The sequence below is a fragment of the Pseudomonas sp. H3_E04 genome (assembly GCF_054668915.1).
This window is the reverse complement of record NZ_CP162797.1, coordinates 2278289-2295629: the sequence shown is the minus strand read 5'-3', so window position 1 is coordinate 2295629 and position 17341 is coordinate 2278289. Positions and strand designations below refer to the sequence as shown.

The following is a 17341-nucleotide window of genomic DNA, read 5'->3' as shown; positions in this document are numbered from 1 at the left end:
TGGTTCTGCTGGTTGAAAATCAATACCTCGAAAGGGCTGACCATGCTGAATAATCGCAGTAATCCTCTTTCCAGTTCGGAATATGAGGGGGTTAAAAAAGCGGGCGATATTGAGCCGTTCCCAAGCGGGAAAATTACCTACCTCGCACCGTTGCCATTACCTACATCAATGCCGCCTTACGGACCTCATATCGGAGCGTTCAATGACGGATACATGGACTTTGGGCTTGGACTGCCAGAGGTATTTTCGTGGCAGGTAATTCTCGGCGCGCCAACCGCAGGCGCCTTTATGATCATCGTTTTATTTCCTTTATTTACCGGCTTGCTAGGTATTATTTTTGGCTATGGAAACGGGGCAATTTGGGAATCAATGATTGGTGTATTCGAAGAGGCTTACAAGAACCAATTAATCTGCGGCCCCTCGATCCTACTTATTGGCCTAGGCGTCTGGCACCACGTCCACAAAAAACGCCTCTCCCTCATCCCAACCCGCTTCAACCGCCAACGCCGCGAAGTCTGCTTCATGCCCGAGGGCGCCACCAAACCAGTCTTCATCCCATGGGAATCGCTGTCCGCGTGGATCATCGAAGCCAAAGGCGCCACCCAATTCGGCATCCATCGTCAATATGGCATGGGCATCGGTTTTCATCACGGCGATACCCTCACCAGCCTCGAATTTCAATGCGCCGGCCTGGAGCTCGCGATCAGCCATTGGGAAGCGATCCGCGGTTACATGGAGTACGAAGTCAACGACCTCAAATCGATTCAGGACCTGCAAGACCTGCAAGGCCCGGACGACCCGCCCCACGAAGGCCTGCACACTTTTCGTAACGCCCGCGCGCGGATGCATCAGCAGATCCGTGAAGGCCGCCGCTCGCGGCTGTCGGGATTTTTTTGGTACCTGTATCACGTCATGACTTTATGGACGATTCCAAACCGTTTGGTCGAATGGGAAGTGCGCCGCCTGGAAAAAATCGGCAAGCAGGCGTTGCCGGAAGTCATGCGCGAATGGTCCGAGCCGCTGCCGAAAGAACAATGGGCCAAGCCCAGCGAAGAGCTGTTGCGACTGAGTGAACAGGTGCGGCGGATGCACAAGCGCCAGCCGCATCGGCCGATTACGCAGATTTTCGCTGAGATTTGCAGGCGGGCTGTGGACTGATGCAGAGCAGTATTGTGACCAGAGGGTGGGAGGTTTTTTGCCTGCTTGAGCGCCTTCGCGAGCAGGCTCGCTCCCACAGGGGACCGCGTTGGATGCGGATGTTTCGGTTGATCTTGGCCGAGGTGGGAGACCCTCGGGGTGGTGGCCATTTTTCAGTTGTTGCTACCGGGTCGGTCAAGGAAAACCCGATGGTTCTACTGGTTGAAACTCAATACCTCGAATGGGCTGACCATGCTGAATAATCGCAGTAGTCCTCTTTCTAGTTCGGAATATGAGGGGGTTAAAAAAGCGGGCGATATTGAGCCGTTCCCAAGCGGGAAGATTACCTATCTATCACCTTTGCCATTGCCTGCACCTATGCCACCTTATGGGCCTCACATCGGGGAATTGAACCAAGGCTACATGGACTTTGGTCTCGGATTGCCAGAGGCATTTACGTGGCAGTTGATTCTCGGCGGGACGACCGCAGGAACTTTTATGGTTCTCGTTTTATTTCCTTTGTTCACGGGCTTGCTAGGGATTCTTTTTGGCTATGGAAACGAGGCGATTTGGGAGTCAATGGTTGGAATATTCGAAGTGGGGTTGGAAAATGAATTAATTTGCGGCCCCTTGATCCTGCTCATCGGTATTGGCGTCTGGCATCACCACCACAAAAAACGCCTCTCCCTCATCCCAACCCGCTTCAACCGCCAACGCCGCGAAGTCTGCTTCATGCCCGAAGGTGCCACCGAACCAGTTTTCGTCCCGTGGGAATCGCTCAGCGCCTGGATTATCGAAGCCAAAGGCGCCACCCAATTCGGCATCCACTGCCAATACGGCATGGGCATCGGTTTCTACCAAGGTGAAACCCTCATAAGCCAGGAATTCCAATGCGCCGGCCTGGAGCTCGCGATCAGCCACTGGGAAGCGATTCGCGGTTACATGGAGTACGAAGTCAACGACCTCAAATCAATTCAGGATTTGCAGGATCTGCAAGGCCCGGACGACCCGCCCCACGAAGGCCTGCACACTTTTCGTAACGCCCGCGCGCGGATGCATCAGCAGATCCGTGAAGGCCGCCGCTCGCGGCTGTCGGGGTTCTTTTGGTACCTGTATCACGTCATGACTTTATGGACGATTCCCAACCGTTTGGTCGAATGGGAAGTGCGCCGCCTGGAAAGAATCGGCAAACAGGCGCTGCCGGAAGTTATGCGCGAATGGTCTGAGCCGCTGCCGAAAGAGCAATGGGCCAAGCCCAGTGAAGAGTTGCTGCGGCTGAGCGAACAAGTGCGGCGGATGCACAAGCGCCAGCCGCATCGGCCGATTACGCAGATTTTCGCTGAGGTTGGCAGGCGGGGCTGACTGGGCGGTGCAGGCAGGTTCGATAGCTTTCGCGAGCGGGCTAGCTCCCACAGGAAACCACCGTACAAATGTGGGAGCGAGCCTGCTCGCGAAGGGGGCCGCTCGGTCAGCACAAAAATCTGCGCGCTCGCGCTCTGCTAGAATCCGCCCCATTCATTGCCAGAGACTCTCCCATGAGCGAGCCGATTCGTCTGACCCAATACAGCCATGGCGCCGGTTGTGGCTGCAAGATTTCCCCGCAGGTGCTGGAAGTGATCCTCGCCGGCAGCGGCGCACAGAACCTCGATCCGAAACTTTGGGTCGGCAACGCCTCGCGTGATGACGCGGCGGTGTATGAGATCGATGCCGAGCGCGGGGTGGTGTCGACCACCGATTTTTTCATGCCGATTGTCGATGACCCGTTCGACTTCGGCCGCATCGCCGCGACCAATGCGATCAGCGACATCTACGCGATGGGTGGCGATCCGTTGATGGCGATCGCGATTCTCGGCTGGCCGGTGAATGTGCTGGCGCCGGAAGTGGCGCGGGAAGTGATTCGTGGCGGTCGCTCGGTGTGCGACGCGGCGGGCATTCCGTTGGCGGGGGGGCATTCGATCGATGCGCCGGAGCCGATCTTCGGCCTCGCCGTCACCGGTCTGGTGGAAAAGCGCCACATGAAACGCAACGACACCGCTACCGCCGGCTGCCTGTTGTACCTGACCAAACCATTGGGCATCGGCATCCTCACCACTGCGGAAAAGAAGGGCAAGTTGCGCGCCGCCGACGTCGGTGTCGCCCGCGATTGGATGTGTACGTTGAACAAGCCTGGCAGCCGTTTCGGCAAACTCGCCGGCGTCACCGCGATGACTGACGTCACCGGTTTCGGCCTGCTCGGGCATCTGGTGGAAATGGCCGACGGCAGCCAGTTGACCGCGCGCATCGCCTACGACCGCGTGCCGCGTCTGGACAGCGTCGAGTACTACCTCGATCAGGGCTGCGTGCCGGGCGGTACGCTGCGCAACTTCGACAGCTATTCGAGCAAGGTTGGCCGCGTGCAGGAGTTGCACAAACGCGTGCTGTGCGATCCGCAGACCAGCGGCGGTCTGCTGATTGCGGTCACGCCTGAAGGCAATGACGAGTTCCTCGGCGTCGCCGCCGAACTGGGCCTGAGCCTTGCGCCGATCGGCGAACTGGTTGAGCGACAGACGAACGCGGTCGAGGTGATTTGATGCTCCGCGACTGCACCGACTACCGCGATATTTTCCTCAACGACCGGCCAATGATGGATGCCCGCGCGCCGGTCGAGTTTCACAAAGGCGCGTTCCCCGGCGTGGTCAATCTGCCGCTGATGAATGATCTGGAGCGGCAGAAGATCGGCACCTGCTACAAGCAGCATGGCCAGCAGGCGGCAATCGAGCTGGGCCACCAGATGGTGGGCGGCGCGGTGAAAGCCGAGCGCATCCAGGCCTGGGCCGACTTCGCCCGGGCTCATCCCGATGGTTATTTGTATTGTTTCCGTGGTGGCTTGCGCTCGCAGATCACCCAGCAGTGGCTGCGCGACGAGGCGGGCATCGACTATCCGCGCGTCGGCGGCGGCTACAAGGCAATGCGCAGTTTTTTGATCGACACCCTTGAGCAGGCTATTGCGCAGTGTGATTTCGTTTTGCTCGGCGGCATGACCGGCACCGGCAAGACCGAAGTGCTGGTGCAGTTGCGCAACGGTGTGGATCTGGAAGGCCACGCCAACCATCGCGGCTCCAGTTTCGGCAAACGTGCCACCGGGCAGCCGTCGAACATCGATTTCGAGAATCGCCTGGCCATCGACTTCCTGAAGAAACGCGATGCCGGGATCGAGCAGTTTGTGCTCGAAGACGAGAGCCGCGTGGTCGGCAGTTGTGCCTTGCCGCTGCCGCTGTATCAGGGCATGCAGCAGTACCCGATGGTCTGGCTGGAAGATCGTTTCGAGGATCGTGTCGAACGGATCCTGCGTGATTACGTCATCGATCTGTCGGCGGAGTTTGCCTCGGTGCACGGTGAAAACGGTTTTGCCTTGTTCTCCGAACGTCTGCTGGAAAGCCTCAACAACGTACAGAAACGCCTCGGCGGTGAGCGCCATTCGCGGATGCTGGTGTTGATGGAACAGGCGCTGGCCGAGCAGGGCCGCAGTGGCGCGGTAGACCTGCATCGCGGCTGGATCGAGGGTTTGCTGCGCGAGTATTACGACCCGATGTATGTGTTCCAGCGCGAGAAGAAGGGCGGGCGGATCGAGTTTGCCGGGGAGCGTGGGGCGGTGATCGAGTATTTGCGCGCGAGGGTGAGCCAGAAGGCTTGAGGCGCAAGCGACTGGCCTCTTCGCGAGCAGGCTCGCTCCCACAGTTGAAATGCGGTTCCCTGTGGGAGCGAGCCTGCTCGCGAAGACGCAATGTCAGGCGCTGCAAAACTCAGGTCGGGCAAGTGTCCTTACCGTTATCCAGCCCCTGCTTGTAGCTATGACTCTGCAAACTGGCCTTGCCGTTGTGCCACTTCAGGGTCAGCACATACAGCGAATCGAAGTCATCGCCGGCCCAGTCATCAGTGATTTTCTGCCGCTCGCCCACCGCATTGCCGGCGACCTTGTTGATCAGCTCCGGCAGATAACCGTGAGACCACGCGGTGTAGATCGTCGAGTTGTGGTACTTCTCGTCCAGCAGTTCGCGGGCCAGATCGCTGGTGTCGTTGGCGGAGAACTCGATGTTCACCGGCAGGCCGAGCTTGATCGCGGCCGGGCTGATGGTCATCAGCGGACGAATGTAGCTGTAGGAATTGTCCAGCTCGCCTTCCTCGACGTTGCGCGTCGGGTTGGCGGCGAACACGTAATCGGCCTTGCCGAATTTTTCCGGCAGCAGGGTCGACAGGTCGATGGCGCGGTTCAGGCCCTGGCAGTTGAGCTGGCCGAGACCGCCTTCGGGCTTTTCCGCATGACGCAGGAACACCAGCGTCTGCGTGCCGTCCGCCGGTTGTGCGCGGCTTTCACTGGATTCGAGGGACAGAAACAGCGCGCTGACTGCCAGCAGGGAGGGCAGGGCCACGTACGCGCGATGTTTGAAGCGTTTGGCGAAACTCATCAGGTTCGTCATCAGTTCGAGGGTTCTTCAGCAAAATCGGTTAAGGCTGACAAACCTTGGCACCGCGGGCTCCCAGCACCGGGTGTTTCCCTGTCGTGAACAGCTTCCTCTGCGAGAAAGGCATATCTCAGAGTCCTGTAATGCCCGTTTGGTTCGATCCGGGCCAGTGCGCAGCACTCTAACGGCAACCTTTGCGGGCATGCAGGCAGGTTAACGACAGGATGTTACGGTTCGTGTAGGCGCGGCGGCAGGCCTACTTTATGATCGGTTTTCAATTTGTGACTGGATGCTTCCAATGACCGATCTGTCTGCATTCCCGATTACTCAGAAATGGCCGGCGCAGTACCCGGACTGGATTCAGCTCTACTCCCTGCCGACCCCCAACGGCGTAAAAGTGTCGATCATGCTCGAAGAGATCGGCCTGCCGTACGAGCCGCACCGCGTCGGTTTCGACACCAACGACCAGACTTCGGCAGAGTTTCTGTCGCTGAACCCGAACAACAAGATCCCGGCGATCCTCGACCCGCATGGTCCGGAAGACCAGCCGCTGCCGCTGTTCGAATCCGGCGCGATCCTGATTTATCTGGCCGACAAGAGCGGCCAATTGCTCGCTCAGGAAGGCGCGCCGCGCTACGAGACCATCCAATGGCTGATGTGGCAGATGGGCGGCATCGGCCCGATGTTCGGCCAGCTCGGTTTCTTCAACAAATTCGCCGGCAAGGATTACGAGGACAAGCGCCCGCGTGATCGTTATGTCGAGGAAAGCAAACGCCTGCTGAACGTGCTCAACACCCGCCTCGAAGGCCGCGACTGGATTATGGGCGAGCGCTACACCATCGCCGACATCGCCACGTTCCCGTGGGTGCGCAATCTGCTTGGCTTCTATGAGGCTGGGGATCTGGTCGGGATTGAGAATTTCCCCAATGTCACGCGGGTGCTGGAGCGGTTTCTCGCGCGCCCGGCGGTCATTCGCGGCCTGACCATCCCGTCCTGACCCACCGCGTTCCCCTGTAGGAGCTGCCGAAGGCTGCGATCTCTTGATCTTGTTTTTTTAGGATCAAAGTCAAAAGATCGCAGCCTTCGGCAGCTCCTACAAAGATTGTTGCACCTGCAGTAACGCTCTCTTGATTGATCCAGGTTTGTCCCGCACCCGCCGCAAGGCATAAGCTTTCCCCCCTACGACTTTCGTCTCATCCGCTGTTTTCAGGAAAGGCCCCATGTCCAGTCAGTTCCCCGAAGCACGTCCCCGCCGTCTGCGCCGCAATGCGAGCCTGCGCAGTCTGTTCCAGGAAACCGAGTTCAGCCTGAACGATCTGGTCCTGCCGATCTTCGTCGAGGAAGAGATCGACGACTTCGTGCCGATCACCAGCATGCCCGGCGTGCAGCGCATCCCCGAGCGCAAACTGGCCAGTGAAATCGAGCGCTATGCCCGTGCCGGCATCAAGTCGGTGATGACCTTTGGCGTGTCCCATCATCTCGATGCCAACGGCAGTGACACCTGGCGCGAAGACGGCCTGGTGTCGCGGATGTCGCGCATCGCCAAGGACGCCGTGCCGGAAATGATCGTGATGTCCGACACCTGCTTCTGCGAGTACACCGATCACGGCCATTGCGGCGTGATGCACAACCACGAGGTCGACAACGACCAGACTCTGATCAACCTCGGCCAGCAAGCGGTGGCCGCAGCCCGCGCCGGGGCTGACGTGATAGCACCGTCGGCAGCAATGGACGGCCAGGTGCGCGCGATTCGTCAGGCGCTGGACGCCGCTGGCTTCACGCAGATACCGATCATGGCCTATTCGACCAAATTCGCCTCGGCGCTGTACGGCCCGTTCCGCGAGGCCGGCGGCAGCGCGCTCAAGGGCGATCGCAAAAGCTATCAGATGAACCCGATGAATCGCCGCGAGGCCCTGCGCGAATCGCTGCTCGATGAGCAGGAAGGTGCCGATGCGCTGATGGTCAAACCGGCCGGTGCTTACCTCGACATCATCCGTGACATTCGCCAGGCCTCGAACCTGCCACTGGCGGCGTATCAGGTCAGCGGCGAGTACGCGATGATCAAGTTCGGCGCCCAGGCCGGTGCGATCGATGAAGATCGCGTGGTGCGCGAAAGCCTCGGCGCCATCAAGCGTGCCGGTGCGGATCTGATCTTCACTTACTTTGCGATGGATCTGGCGTTGGCGGGAATTTAATCAACGCTGCAAATGCAACTGTGGGAGCGGGCTTGCTCGCGAATGCGGACTGTCAGGCAGCGCATCTGGCACTGACACACCGCCTTCGCGAGCAAGACCGCTCCCACAGTTGAAGTGTGGTGTGTCAGCTGAAGAACGGGCGGATGCCGTGATCGCGGAAGTAGCGTTCGATCACTTTTGGATCAGCACTGTTATCCGCAACCGCGACATAAGTATCCGGCCGCACCAGATAAAACCCGTTGCGCCCCAACCCTGCCGTTTCAAACGCCGGTCGCCAGTCGAACACATGCAGCGGCAAGTGATGTTCATTGCACCAGGCGATCATTTCGTCGCTGGTGTCGCCGTAGACATGCACCTGCCAGCACGGTTGCCGTAGCGGCTCGAAATTATCTCCCTCGCCATCATGCGCCCACGGCAAGCGGTCACCGCCATGCACGTGGCCGGCTTCGCCCTGGCTCAGCGGCATGCCGCGATAGTTGAGGGTGACTTGCGAGACCGTGCGAAACAGGAACTCGCGGCTGGCTTCGAACGACGCCATTCTCGGTATCAGAAACGGCGCCACACGCATCCGTAGCAGATCGGCCATGCGCCCCTCGGCGGTGACGAAACTGAAGACCTTGTCGGTAGTGGACACCAGCCGGCGAGCGAAGGCGATGCGCTCGGTTTCGTAGGTGTCGAGCAGCCTCGGTTCGGCACCACCACTGAGCACGGCGGCGAGTTTCCACGCCAGATTGATCGCATCGCCAATGCCGGTGTTCATACCTTGGCCACCGGCCGGACTGTGCACGTGGGCGGCATCGCCGAGCAGAAACGCCCGGCCGCTGCGAAAGTGCTCGGCCACCCGGTGATGCACGCGGTAGGTGGAGAACCAGTGCACGTCTTCGATATGCACTTTCAGGTGTTCAATGGCGCGGCTGCTGACGTCGGAAAATTGCAGGGTGTCGGCACGCTCGGCACGTTCGTCACGCACCGTGCCGATCAGTCGCGCACGGCCTGCGCCGGCCAGGGGGAACACCGCGAGAAAGTCCGCTTCGTCGAGGTCCAGATGCAGCTCGCCATTCAGCGCCGGGCCGCTTGCCGTGACGTCGGCGACGTAGAAAATCTGCTGGTAGGTACCGCCGGGGAAATCGGTGTCGAGGGTTTTGCGCACCACCGAACGGGCGCCGTCGCAACCGGCCAGATAGCAGGCCTGGCAGACTTCCTGGCCGCCATCGGGCAGGCGCAGATGGGCGGTGAGTGTGTCGCCGGTTTCTTCGAAGCTGTCCAGCGCGGTATTGCGCTCGACGCTGACGTCGTAATCAGCGAGGCGCTCGAGCAGCAGCCGTTCGTGCTCGTCCTGCGGGAAGATCTCGACGAAGGCGTAGGGCGTCAGGCCTTCGCCGATGCGCTTGAGCGGCAACTGCGCGACGGGCTTGCCGTTGACCCAGAAATTCGCCGCCGCAACCTGATGACCGCGACGCACGATGGTGTCGGCGAGGTCGAGTTGGCGATACAGCTCAAGGGTGCGTGCCTGCACGGCCAGAGCGCGGGAAGTGGTGCCGGGCGCGGAGGTCTTGTCGATGATGCGCACACGCACGCCGAGTTTGCTCAGCCACAGCGCCAGGACCAGACCGGTCGGGCCGGCGCCGATGATCAGCACGTCGCTGCGGTTCATGGGGCTGTCCTCTTGTGGCTGTGCAGCAAGTATGGATCAGATGTAAAGGCTAGCCAGTTCCGGCCGCTGTGGGAGCGGGCTTGCTCGCGAAGAGGCCGGATCAAGCACCACAAAAACCACAAAGGCCCCGCAACCATGAAGCTGCGGGGCCTTTTCTACGACGAAACGACGCTTAGAAATCGATCGTCCCCGACAACTTCGCCACTCGCGGTTCACCCTGGGTCAGGTAGCCGCCCTGAGCCGATTCCCAGTACTTCTTGTTCGCCACGTTCTCAACGCCGAACCGCACGGTCACGTCCTTCTCCGACACCTTGAACGCATAGCGCGCACCCGCGTCGAAGCGGTTCCACGTCGGCAGGCTGAGATTGTTGGCGGCATCCGCGTATTGCCCGCCGGTGCGCAGCATTCGCGCGTTCAGCGCGACGCCTTGCAGGCCCGGCACGTCCCAATCGACGCCAGCGTTGAACTGGAAGGTCGGCACGCCGATGGCGTGGTTGCCGTCGTTGGCGCCGTTGAGGGTGTTTTTCAGTTCGGTGTCCATCAGGGTCAGGCCGCTGATCAGGCGCAGACCATCGATCGGCTCGCCGAACACGTTCATTTCCACGCCTTTGTTGATCTGCTCGCCTTCGCGGACGTAGGTGCAAGTGGTAGCGCTGTTGATTTCGCAGTAGCCGTCGCTCGGCTGTTCGATGCGATAAACGCCCAGGCTCGCGCCGTAGGTGCCCATGTCGACTTTCACGCCCAGCTCGGTCTGCTTGGAGCGCTTCGGTGCGTAAACCTCGTTGCCGTTGGTCACGCGGAAACCGCCGGAGCTGGTCGGCGAAGTCGGCCCTTGGGCCAAACCTTCGATATGGTTGGCGTAGAACGACACATGCTCCCACGGCTTGAACACGATGCCGTACACCGGCGTGGTGATCGACTCGTCGTAGCTCGACGAACGCGGGCCGCTGCCGTAGCTGGCGTAGCTGTAACCCTGCACCACCAGTTGCTGACGACGCAGACCGGCGGTGACCAACAGGCGATCATCGAAGAAACCGAGGGTGTCAGAGATTGCGACGCTGCGGTTGAAGGTTTTGCCAACGATGCCAGGATCGTTGAGATCGCCACCGGCGAAATTACCGACCGGTGCCGGAGTGGTGATCGGATGGTAGATGTTGTTCGAGTAGCGGGTCAGGTCGAAGTCATAGGCACTGCGCTGCTCGGCCCAGATCCCGGTCAGGCCGAAATTCAGCTTGTGGCTGACAGGGCCGGTGTTGAATTTGCCATTGAGGCCGGCCATGACGCTGGTGTTGTCCTCATCATGCGGGACGAACGAGCCGGTGGTGAACGAGGCGCCGCTGTTGCCGACCAGCGTGGTCGAATTGTAGCGGCCGACTTCACGGGTGTGCTTGGCGCCGCCAGCGGCGTAAGCGGTCCAGTTGTCGTTGAGGTCGTACTCGGCGCGGAGCATGCCGAAGGTGTCTTCGATGTCGGTGTAGCCCCACTTCGGCGCGTAGTTGGTGTCCGCCGATGGCGCGTCCGGGATGTGCGTGGCGGTGCCGAGGTTGACCGAGCTGCGGCCACCGTTGACGCGTTCCTTCTGATAGGCAAAATCACCGGAAACCCGCAGCGCATCGCCGCGATAATCCAGGCCGATGGCGAACAGTTTCGAGCGCTGATTCTCGTGATCGATGCCGGTGTCGCCCTCGCGTTGCGACAGGTTGACCCGCGCGCCGAAGCGGTTGTCTGCACCGAAACGCTGGCCGATGTCGAAGTGATGACCGATGCGGCCTTCGCTGTTGATGTCGGTGGTGTAACGGCGCAGCGGCACGTCGCCCGCGCGTTTTGGTTGCAGGTTGACGCCGCCGCCGATGCCGGAACCTGTCGGGGTCACGCCGTTGATGAAGGCGTTAGGGCCCTTGAACACTTCCACGCGCTCCAGCGCATCGGTAGAAATGATCTGCCGGGGCAACACGCCGTACAGGCCGTTGTAAGAGATGTCGTCGCCATTGAGCGGCAGGCCGCGAATCATGAACACCTGCGCCTGGTTGGAGAAGCCCGAGGCCTGGCGCACGGAAGAATCGTTGAGCAGCACGTCGGCGACGTTTTCCGCCTGCTGGTCCTGGATCAGTTGCTCGGTGTAGGACGCCGCACTGAACGGCACGTCCATCATGTCCTGATTGCCGAGCACGCCCAATTGGCCGCCGCGCGCAACCTGACCGCCAGCATAGACCGGGGGCAGGGCGTTGGGAGTCGGGGCCTGGGCATTGACGTTGACGTCGTCGAGCACCAGTTCTTTGCTGTTGTCTTCAGCGGCGTGGGCGGTGACGGTCAGGGAGCACAGCAGGGCAAGCAAAGTCGGGCGGAATGGAGCGCCGAGTCGAGCTGAAGCGGGCATGTCGGATACCTGGAGGCGAACGGCCAATGAATAAAATAAGGGCGGCGCGGAACTCCTTGCGCTAATGCGACTCCAGGCGCGAATGATAGGGTTTCGCAGTAACGTTTTGCAATCAGTTTGTCATCAGCCCGTAGGAGCTGCCGAAGGCTGCGATCTTTTGATCTTGATGTTGACTTTGATCTGCAAAAAGCAAGATCAAAAGATCGCAGCCTTCGGCAGCTCCTACGGGGGTTGTGTATGGTGTTGTGGCGAATTTGATTGGATGGAGCAACATGCGATTAATTATTACTCTGGGCGCCTTGCTGCTGCTCGCCGGTTGCGCCAGCCAGCGCAGCAACGAACCGGCGCTGCGTCCGCCGGCTGAAGTGAAGGCTGAAATTGTTCGGCTGTTGCCGGCAAAAACTGCCGACCGTCAGGGCTGGGCCACGGACATCTACGCCGCGTTCGCCGCGCAAGGCATCAACACCACCACGCAGAACCTGTGTTCGGTACTGGCCGTGGCCGAGCAGGAATCGACTTTCCAGGCCGACCCGACGGTGCCCGGTCTGGGCAAGATCGCTCGTGACGAAATCGATCGCCGCGCCGCTAAGGTGCACATCCCCAGCCTGTTGATCAGCGGCGCTCTGCAAGTGCGCTCGCCCAACGGCAAGACCTACAGCGAGCGCCTGAATGCGGCGCGCAGTGAAAAAGAGCTGAGCGCGATTTTTGACGACTTCATCGGCATGGTGCCGATGGGCCGCACGCTGTTCGGCGGCTTCAACCCGGTGCACACCGGTGGGCCGATGCAGGTCAGCATCGAATTTGCCGAGGAGCACGCCAAGGATTACCCGTACCCGGTGGACGGCACGATCCGCCGTGAAGTGTTCAGTCGGCGCGGCGGCATGTATTTCGGCATCGCCCATTTGCTCGGCTATCCGGTGAATTACCGCGAGCCGCTGTATCGTTTCGCCGATTTCAACGCCGGCTGGTACGCCAGTCGCAATGCCGCGTTCCAGAATGCGGTCAGCCGCGCTTCCGGTATCCCGCTGACCCTGGACGGTGACCTGATTCGCTACGACTCGATCATGCCCGGCAGCACCGAACTGGCGGTGCGTACCCTCGGCAAGTCGCTGGGCATGCGCAACCCGACGATTCGCGATCAACTGGAGAAAGGCAAAACCCTGGAATTCGAAGAGAGCAAACTCTATCAGCGCGTGTTCGAACTGGCGGAGCGGGCCGAAGGCAAGGCCTTGCCGCGTGCGGTATTGCCGGGAATTGTGCTGCAGAGTCCGAAGATCACCCGCAAGCTCACCACAGCCTGGTTCGCCAAGCGCGTGGACGAGCGTTACAAGCGCTGCATGGCCAAGGCCGGATAAAACATGCAGACATAAAAAACCCGGCTGCGGGAGCCGGGTTTCTCTGCGGTGTTGCGCTTGAAGCTGTGCATTCAGGCAACGCGGCGTTCGATCAGACGATCCGAACCACCTTCGGCAACGCGGCGTTCGATCAGACGATCCGAGCCACCTTCAGCAACACGGCGTTCGATCAGACGATCAGCGCCACCTTCGGCAACACGGCGTTCGATCAGACGATCAGCGCCACCTTCGGCAACGCGGCGTTCGATCAGACGATCCGAGCCACCTTCGGCAACACGGCGTTCGATCAGACGATCAGCGCCACCTTCGGCAACACGGCGTTCGATCAAACGATCAGCGCCACCTTCGGCAACGCGGCGTTCGATCAGACGATCCGAACCACCTTCGGCCAGACGGCTTTCGATCAGTTTGTCCGAGCCGCCTTCGGCGATCATGGTGTGCGCCGGGGTGGCCGCGAAAGCGTTAACTGCGAAAAGCGAGAAGGCGATGCTGAGAAGAGTCTGGCGTTTCATGATGGTGTGCTCCGGGGTGTTGTTGGTTGGTATGGAGCCGATGTTACGCCCGGAATTTTTTATGAGAACTTCATTGCCGTGATGGTGAACATCGACGTCGATGATGATTAATGTAGGAGCTGCCGAAGGCTCGGGCCGCGATCGGACGATCTTTTGATCTTGAAAACAAAGATCGCAGCCTTCGGCAGCTCCTACAGGGCACACTACAAGACTTTGACCGCACGCCCGATCGCCTGAATCGGCCCGGTCGGTTTGCCGATCGGTGAGCCATTGGCGCCTTCCAGGGTCAGCTCGAACAACTGGTTGGGTTGCAACGGTGGCAACTTGTCCAGCGGCACCGACAAAGCCTGCCCCGGTTTGACCAGGCCCAACGACACCGGCCCCGACCAGCCGTCAGCCTTGGTCCAGAACTCCAGCGCCTTGTCCGCCGGCACCTCGACCACGCCCAGCGGAATCAACTGGATCTCCCGCGCGTTGCTCGCCTGAATCACCCAGCCCGGCGCCTTGTCCTGCGGGGCTACCAGCACCACCAGATAACTCGGTTTCGGCGCAGTCTGGGTCAGCAGCAGCGTGCCTAGAATCAGCGTCGCAGCAAGGCCCGCCGCACTCAAACCGCGCCACAGCGGCAGCAGATTCCACCACGAAGTCAGAGGTTTCTTCACCGTCAGCCGTTCGAGACTGCGTTCGATACGAGGCCACAGCTGCGCCGAGGGTTGCTGAGGTTCGGCCAGATCGGTCAGCTCCAGCAGACGCCGCTCCCAGGCATCCACCGCCGCACGAAGTTCGGGATCGTTCGGCAGGCGCCGTTGCACCTCGATGCGCTGCTCGAACGACAAGGTGCCGAGCACATACTCGCCGGCCAGTTCATCCCGTTCCTGCGCTGATTCGCCGGTCATCCCATGCACTCCCGCAAAGCATTGAGGCTGCGCTTGATCCACGCTTTGACCGTGCCCAGCGGCGTATCGAGGCGCGCGGAAATCTGCGCGTGGCTGTAACCGTCGACGTAAGCGTGGAGGATGCAGCTGCGCCGCTGCGGTTCCAGTTGCTCGAGGCAGCGATGAATGCGCGCCGAGTGAATATCGGCCAGCTCATCGGGCGCCGCTGACTCATGTTCTTCGCTGAACGGCGTTTCCCGATTTTGCTTGCGCAACTGATTCAAGGCCAGGTGCCGGGTCACGCTGAACATCCAGCCCCGCGCCGAACCACGCGCCGGGTCGAACCCGGCAGCGCCGTGCCAGATCTTGATGAATGCCTCATGCACAATGTCCTCCGCCAGCGCCGTATCGCGCACCAGCCGCTTGGCTACACCGAGCAGGCGCGGGCCTTCCTGCACATACAAATCGCGCAAAGCCGAACGCTCGCCCCGGGCACAGGCAGCGAGGCGGGCTTCGTAATCGAAAACGGATTCGGCTAAAGGCATGGGGTGCAATCTAGCTCACATTTCCCAAACATACAGACGCATTGTTCCCTGTGGGAGCGAGCCTGCTCGCGAACGCGGAGTGTCGGTCGCCACACCCATACCTGACCCACCGCATTCGCGAGCAGGCTCGCTCCCACATTTGGTACTCCGTGACGTCCAGGTCAGTTCGCCGCCCAGAAAATATAATCCGCCTGGTACTTCACCACTTCCTGCTTGCCCTTGTTCGCCATCGTGCACTCACTGCCCGGCGCGACGCCGCCCTTGAGCGCAACGCGCTGTATGTAGCTGACGCCGGTCATCGCGCCTTTGCCCTCAGCCGGATTGGCCTTGACCAGTTGATAGGGCAGGTTGCCCGGGCTAGACGGTGCCACGGCGAGTTGCGTGCCGGTGACTTTCGAACCGTCCTTGGCCTGCCAGGTCGCTGGCGGGCCGAAATAGGTGCCGACCTGTTTGCCGCTGCGATCATTGAGCACCGCTTTCGGGCCGACAAAGGTCCATTCGGTCTGCCCGGCCATATTGGGTTTGTCGCGGCATTCGTAGGTGATCTCGCCAACCCCGGTGGTCTCCAGGGCAATCTTGTGCCCGTCCGGCACCTTGATCGCGTCGGGATAACTGCTCTGGGCGAAGCTAGTCGCGGTGAAGGCGAGCAAACCGGTGAAGCCAATCAGTTGGGTGATGTTCATCCGATGATTCTCCGAAAAGGGTAGGGCGCTGACAGCACCAGAGTGGGCTGTTACAAGGACTACCCGTGGCCGAGGCGATTGGATGCAGTGCCGGAAAAATAAATTTCAAATACAAAGATCAAACCTGTGGCAGCGAGCCTGCTCGCGAAGGCGTCGGGTCAGCCAGCGCTTATGTGACTGACCCACCGCATTGGCGAGCAGGCTCGCTCCCACAAGATTTTGCATCTGGCGTGAACGATTCATTGACAGAATTTTCTACGTCAGGCCAGCCAGCCATCTACCCTGTGCAAAGGCCTTATCGGGGGAACGGACATGTACCAGCTCTACGGGCACAAGAATTCCGGCGCGGCTGCCATCGAGGCGGCACTGGAGTTGTGCCAGATCGCCTATCGCTTCATTGACACCGAAGCCAGCGCCGAGGCCGACGACGCGCTGGGCAAACTCAATCCGCTGAAACAGATACCGACCTTGCAACTGCCGGACGGCAGCGCCATGACCGAAAGTGCGGCGATCCTGATTCACCTGGGCCTGACGTTTCCCAAATCCGGCCTGCTGCCGAGCAAGGCTGCCGATCGTGATCAGGCGATTCGCGGCCTCGCCTATATCGTCAGCAACTGCTACGCGGCAGTCGGCATCATCGATTACCCCGAGCGCTGGCTGAGCGCGCCTGACGAGAGCGCACGGCAAAACCTGATCGCCGGCACGCGTCAGCGCCTGCACTTCAGTTGGGAGGTATTTGCCGATCAGTTTTCCGGCGAGCTGTACCTGGATGATGAAACGCCCGGTGCGCTGGATGTGCTGGCGGCAGTGGTGAGCCGCTGGGCCGGCAGCCGCGAACACCTGCGCCAGACCCGCCCGGGCTTTTATGCATGGCTGCAAAGGATCGACCGGCACCCGGTGCTGGCACCGGTGTTTGAGCGGCATTGGCCCTCTCAGGGCTGACCGATAAATGAATGTGGGAGCGAGCCTGCTCGCGAAAGCGCTCTGTCAGTCAAGATGTGTCGACTGACCCACCGCATTCGCGAGCAAGCCCGCTCCCACAGGGTCAAGTATGAGCGGAAGACCGGAATTTATTCCCCGCGAATGTATTGCTCCAGCTGTTTGATCAGCTCGGCCTGTTCGGCAATCGCTTCCTTCACCAGGTCGCCGATCGACAGCAGACCAATCAACTGGCCGTCTTCGACCACCGGCAAGTGGCGCAGGCGTCTGTCCGACATGATCCCCAGGCAGGTGTCGACGGTTTGCCGGGTGTCCACGGTAATCACGTCCTTGACCATGATGTCGCGCACTGGCGTACCGACCGAAGAGCGCCCGTGCAGCACCAGTTTGCGCGCATAGTCGCGCTCGCTGATGATGCCGACCACTTTGTCGTCTTCGACCACCAGCAAGGCGCCGACGTTTTTCTCGGCCATCTTCATCAGCGCTTCGAGCACCATGTGATCCGGTTTGATCTGGTGCACTTCCTGATTTTTCTGATCTTTGAGCTTGAGCAGTTGGGCGACGGTCTTCATGGCGGTTACTCAGGTGTTGTCGTTGTTCATCAAGCATCGTAGACGCAACCGCGCA

General features: G+C 60.5%; 16 protein-coding genes. 8 read left to right on the top strand and 8 right to left on the bottom strand.

Annotated elements, in window-relative coordinates; all coding sequences use genetic code 11:
• The first annotated feature begins 12 nt into the window (after positions 1-12).
• The 4 genes from AB4N53_RS10255 (at position 13) to mnmH (ending at position 4810) form a co-directional block, all read left to right on the top strand.
• Positions 13-1158, top strand: a complete 1146-nt coding sequence (locus tag AB4N53_RS10255; RefSeq protein WP_460120254.1) for a hypothetical protein — start codon at positions 13-15, stop codon at positions 1156-1158.
• A 201-nt stretch (positions 1159-1359) separates the two neighbouring features.
• On the top strand, positions 1360-2499 hold the full coding sequence (locus AB4N53_RS10250) for a hypothetical protein (protein WP_460120252.1): 1140 nt from the start codon (positions 1360-1362) through the stop codon (positions 2497-2499).
• A 173-nt stretch (positions 2500-2672) separates the two neighbouring features.
• Entirely contained in the window at positions 2673-3707 is a 1035-nt protein-coding gene (selD, locus tag AB4N53_RS10245) for a selenide, water dikinase SelD (RefSeq protein ID WP_122747043.1), read from the top strand.
• The gene (gene mnmH / locus AB4N53_RS10240; RefSeq protein ID WP_460120250.1) at positions 3707-4810 is read left to right on the top strand and encodes a tRNA 2-selenouridine(34) synthase MnmH; all 1104 of its coding nucleotides are present in this window, start codon (positions 3707-3709) and stop codon (positions 4808-4810) included. Before selD ends, mnmH begins: the two co-directional genes overlap by 1 nt.
• 109 nt (positions 4811-4919) lie before the next feature.
• Here the strand turns inward: mnmH and AB4N53_RS10235 are convergent, their stop codons facing one another.
• Positions 4920-5594 (bottom strand): hypothetical protein, encoded by a 675-nt coding sequence (locus AB4N53_RS10235; RefSeq protein WP_039763430.1) that lies wholly within the window; start codon positions 5592-5594, stop codon positions 4920-4922.
• Between the two features lie 283 nt (positions 5595-5877).
• Here AB4N53_RS10235 and AB4N53_RS10230 point away from each other — a divergent pair, with 283 nt between their 5' ends.
• Complete coding sequence (locus tag AB4N53_RS10230) at positions 5878-6576, top strand: glutathione binding-like protein (RefSeq protein ID WP_460120247.1); 699 nt, start codon at positions 5878-5880, stop codon at positions 6574-6576.
• 223 nt (positions 6577-6799) lie between these two features.
• Positions 6800-7774, top strand: a complete 975-nt coding sequence (gene hemB / locus AB4N53_RS10225; RefSeq protein WP_460120245.1) for a porphobilinogen synthase — start codon at positions 6800-6802, stop codon at positions 7772-7774.
• Between the two features lie 124 nt (positions 7775-7898).
• Here hemB and AB4N53_RS10220 read toward each other — a convergent pair whose 3' ends face one another.
• Both AB4N53_RS10220 and AB4N53_RS10215 read right to left on the bottom strand, forming a co-directional pair.
• Positions 7899-9428 carry an FAD-dependent oxidoreductase gene (locus tag AB4N53_RS10220; protein WP_460120243.1) on the bottom strand — a complete coding sequence of 510 codons (1530 nt, stop codon included), beginning with the start codon at positions 9426-9428 and terminating at the stop codon, positions 7899-7901.
• A gap of 172 nt (positions 9429-9600) precedes the next feature.
• On the bottom strand, positions 9601-11805 hold the full coding sequence (locus AB4N53_RS10215) for a TonB-dependent receptor (RefSeq protein ID WP_460120241.1): 2205 nt from the start codon (positions 11803-11805) through the stop codon (positions 9601-9603).
• 272 nt (positions 11806-12077) lie between these two features.
• On the opposite strand from AB4N53_RS10215, the gene AB4N53_RS10210 reads away from it, so the two are divergent.
• Positions 12078-13160 carry a DUF1615 domain-containing protein gene (locus AB4N53_RS10210; protein ID WP_460120239.1) on the top strand — a complete coding sequence of 361 codons (1083 nt, stop codon included), beginning with the start codon at positions 12078-12080 and terminating at the stop codon, positions 13158-13160.
• A gap of 71 nt (positions 13161-13231) precedes the next feature.
• Here AB4N53_RS10210 and AB4N53_RS10205 read toward each other — a convergent pair whose 3' ends face one another.
• The 4 genes from AB4N53_RS10205 to AB4N53_RS10190 form a co-directional block, all read right to left on the bottom strand.
• Positions 13232-13672, bottom strand: coding sequence for a phage infection protein (locus tag AB4N53_RS10205; protein ID WP_460120237.1), 441 nt, complete (start codon positions 13670-13672; stop codon positions 13232-13234).
• 203 nt (positions 13673-13875) lie between these two features.
• On the bottom strand, positions 13876-14568 hold the full coding sequence (locus AB4N53_RS10200; protein ID WP_460120235.1) for an anti-sigma factor: 693 nt from the start codon (positions 14566-14568) through the stop codon (positions 13876-13878).
• On the bottom strand, positions 14565-15092 hold the full coding sequence (locus tag AB4N53_RS10195) for a sigma-70 family RNA polymerase sigma factor (protein WP_460120233.1): 528 nt from the start codon (positions 15090-15092) through the stop codon (positions 14565-14567). The genes AB4N53_RS10200 and AB4N53_RS10195 overlap by 4 nt, the downstream gene beginning before the upstream one ends.
• Before the next feature lie 161 nt (positions 15093-15253).
• Complete coding sequence (locus tag AB4N53_RS10190) at positions 15254-15775, bottom strand: DUF3455 domain-containing protein (RefSeq protein ID WP_460120231.1); 522 nt, start codon at positions 15773-15775, stop codon at positions 15254-15256.
• A 312-nt stretch (positions 15776-16087) separates the two neighbouring features.
• Between AB4N53_RS10190 and AB4N53_RS10185 the strand changes: the two genes are divergently transcribed.
• Positions 16088-16717 carry a glutathione S-transferase N-terminal domain-containing protein gene (locus tag AB4N53_RS10185; RefSeq protein WP_460120229.1) on the top strand — a complete coding sequence of 210 codons (630 nt, stop codon included), beginning with the start codon at positions 16088-16090 and terminating at the stop codon, positions 16715-16717.
• Between the two features lie 128 nt (positions 16718-16845).
• Here AB4N53_RS10185 and AB4N53_RS10180 read toward each other — a convergent pair whose 3' ends face one another.
• Positions 16846-17286 (bottom strand): CBS domain-containing protein, encoded by a 441-nt coding sequence (locus tag AB4N53_RS10180; RefSeq protein ID WP_039763416.1) that lies wholly within the window; start codon positions 17284-17286, stop codon positions 16846-16848.
• Positions 17287-17341 lie beyond the last annotated feature (55 nt).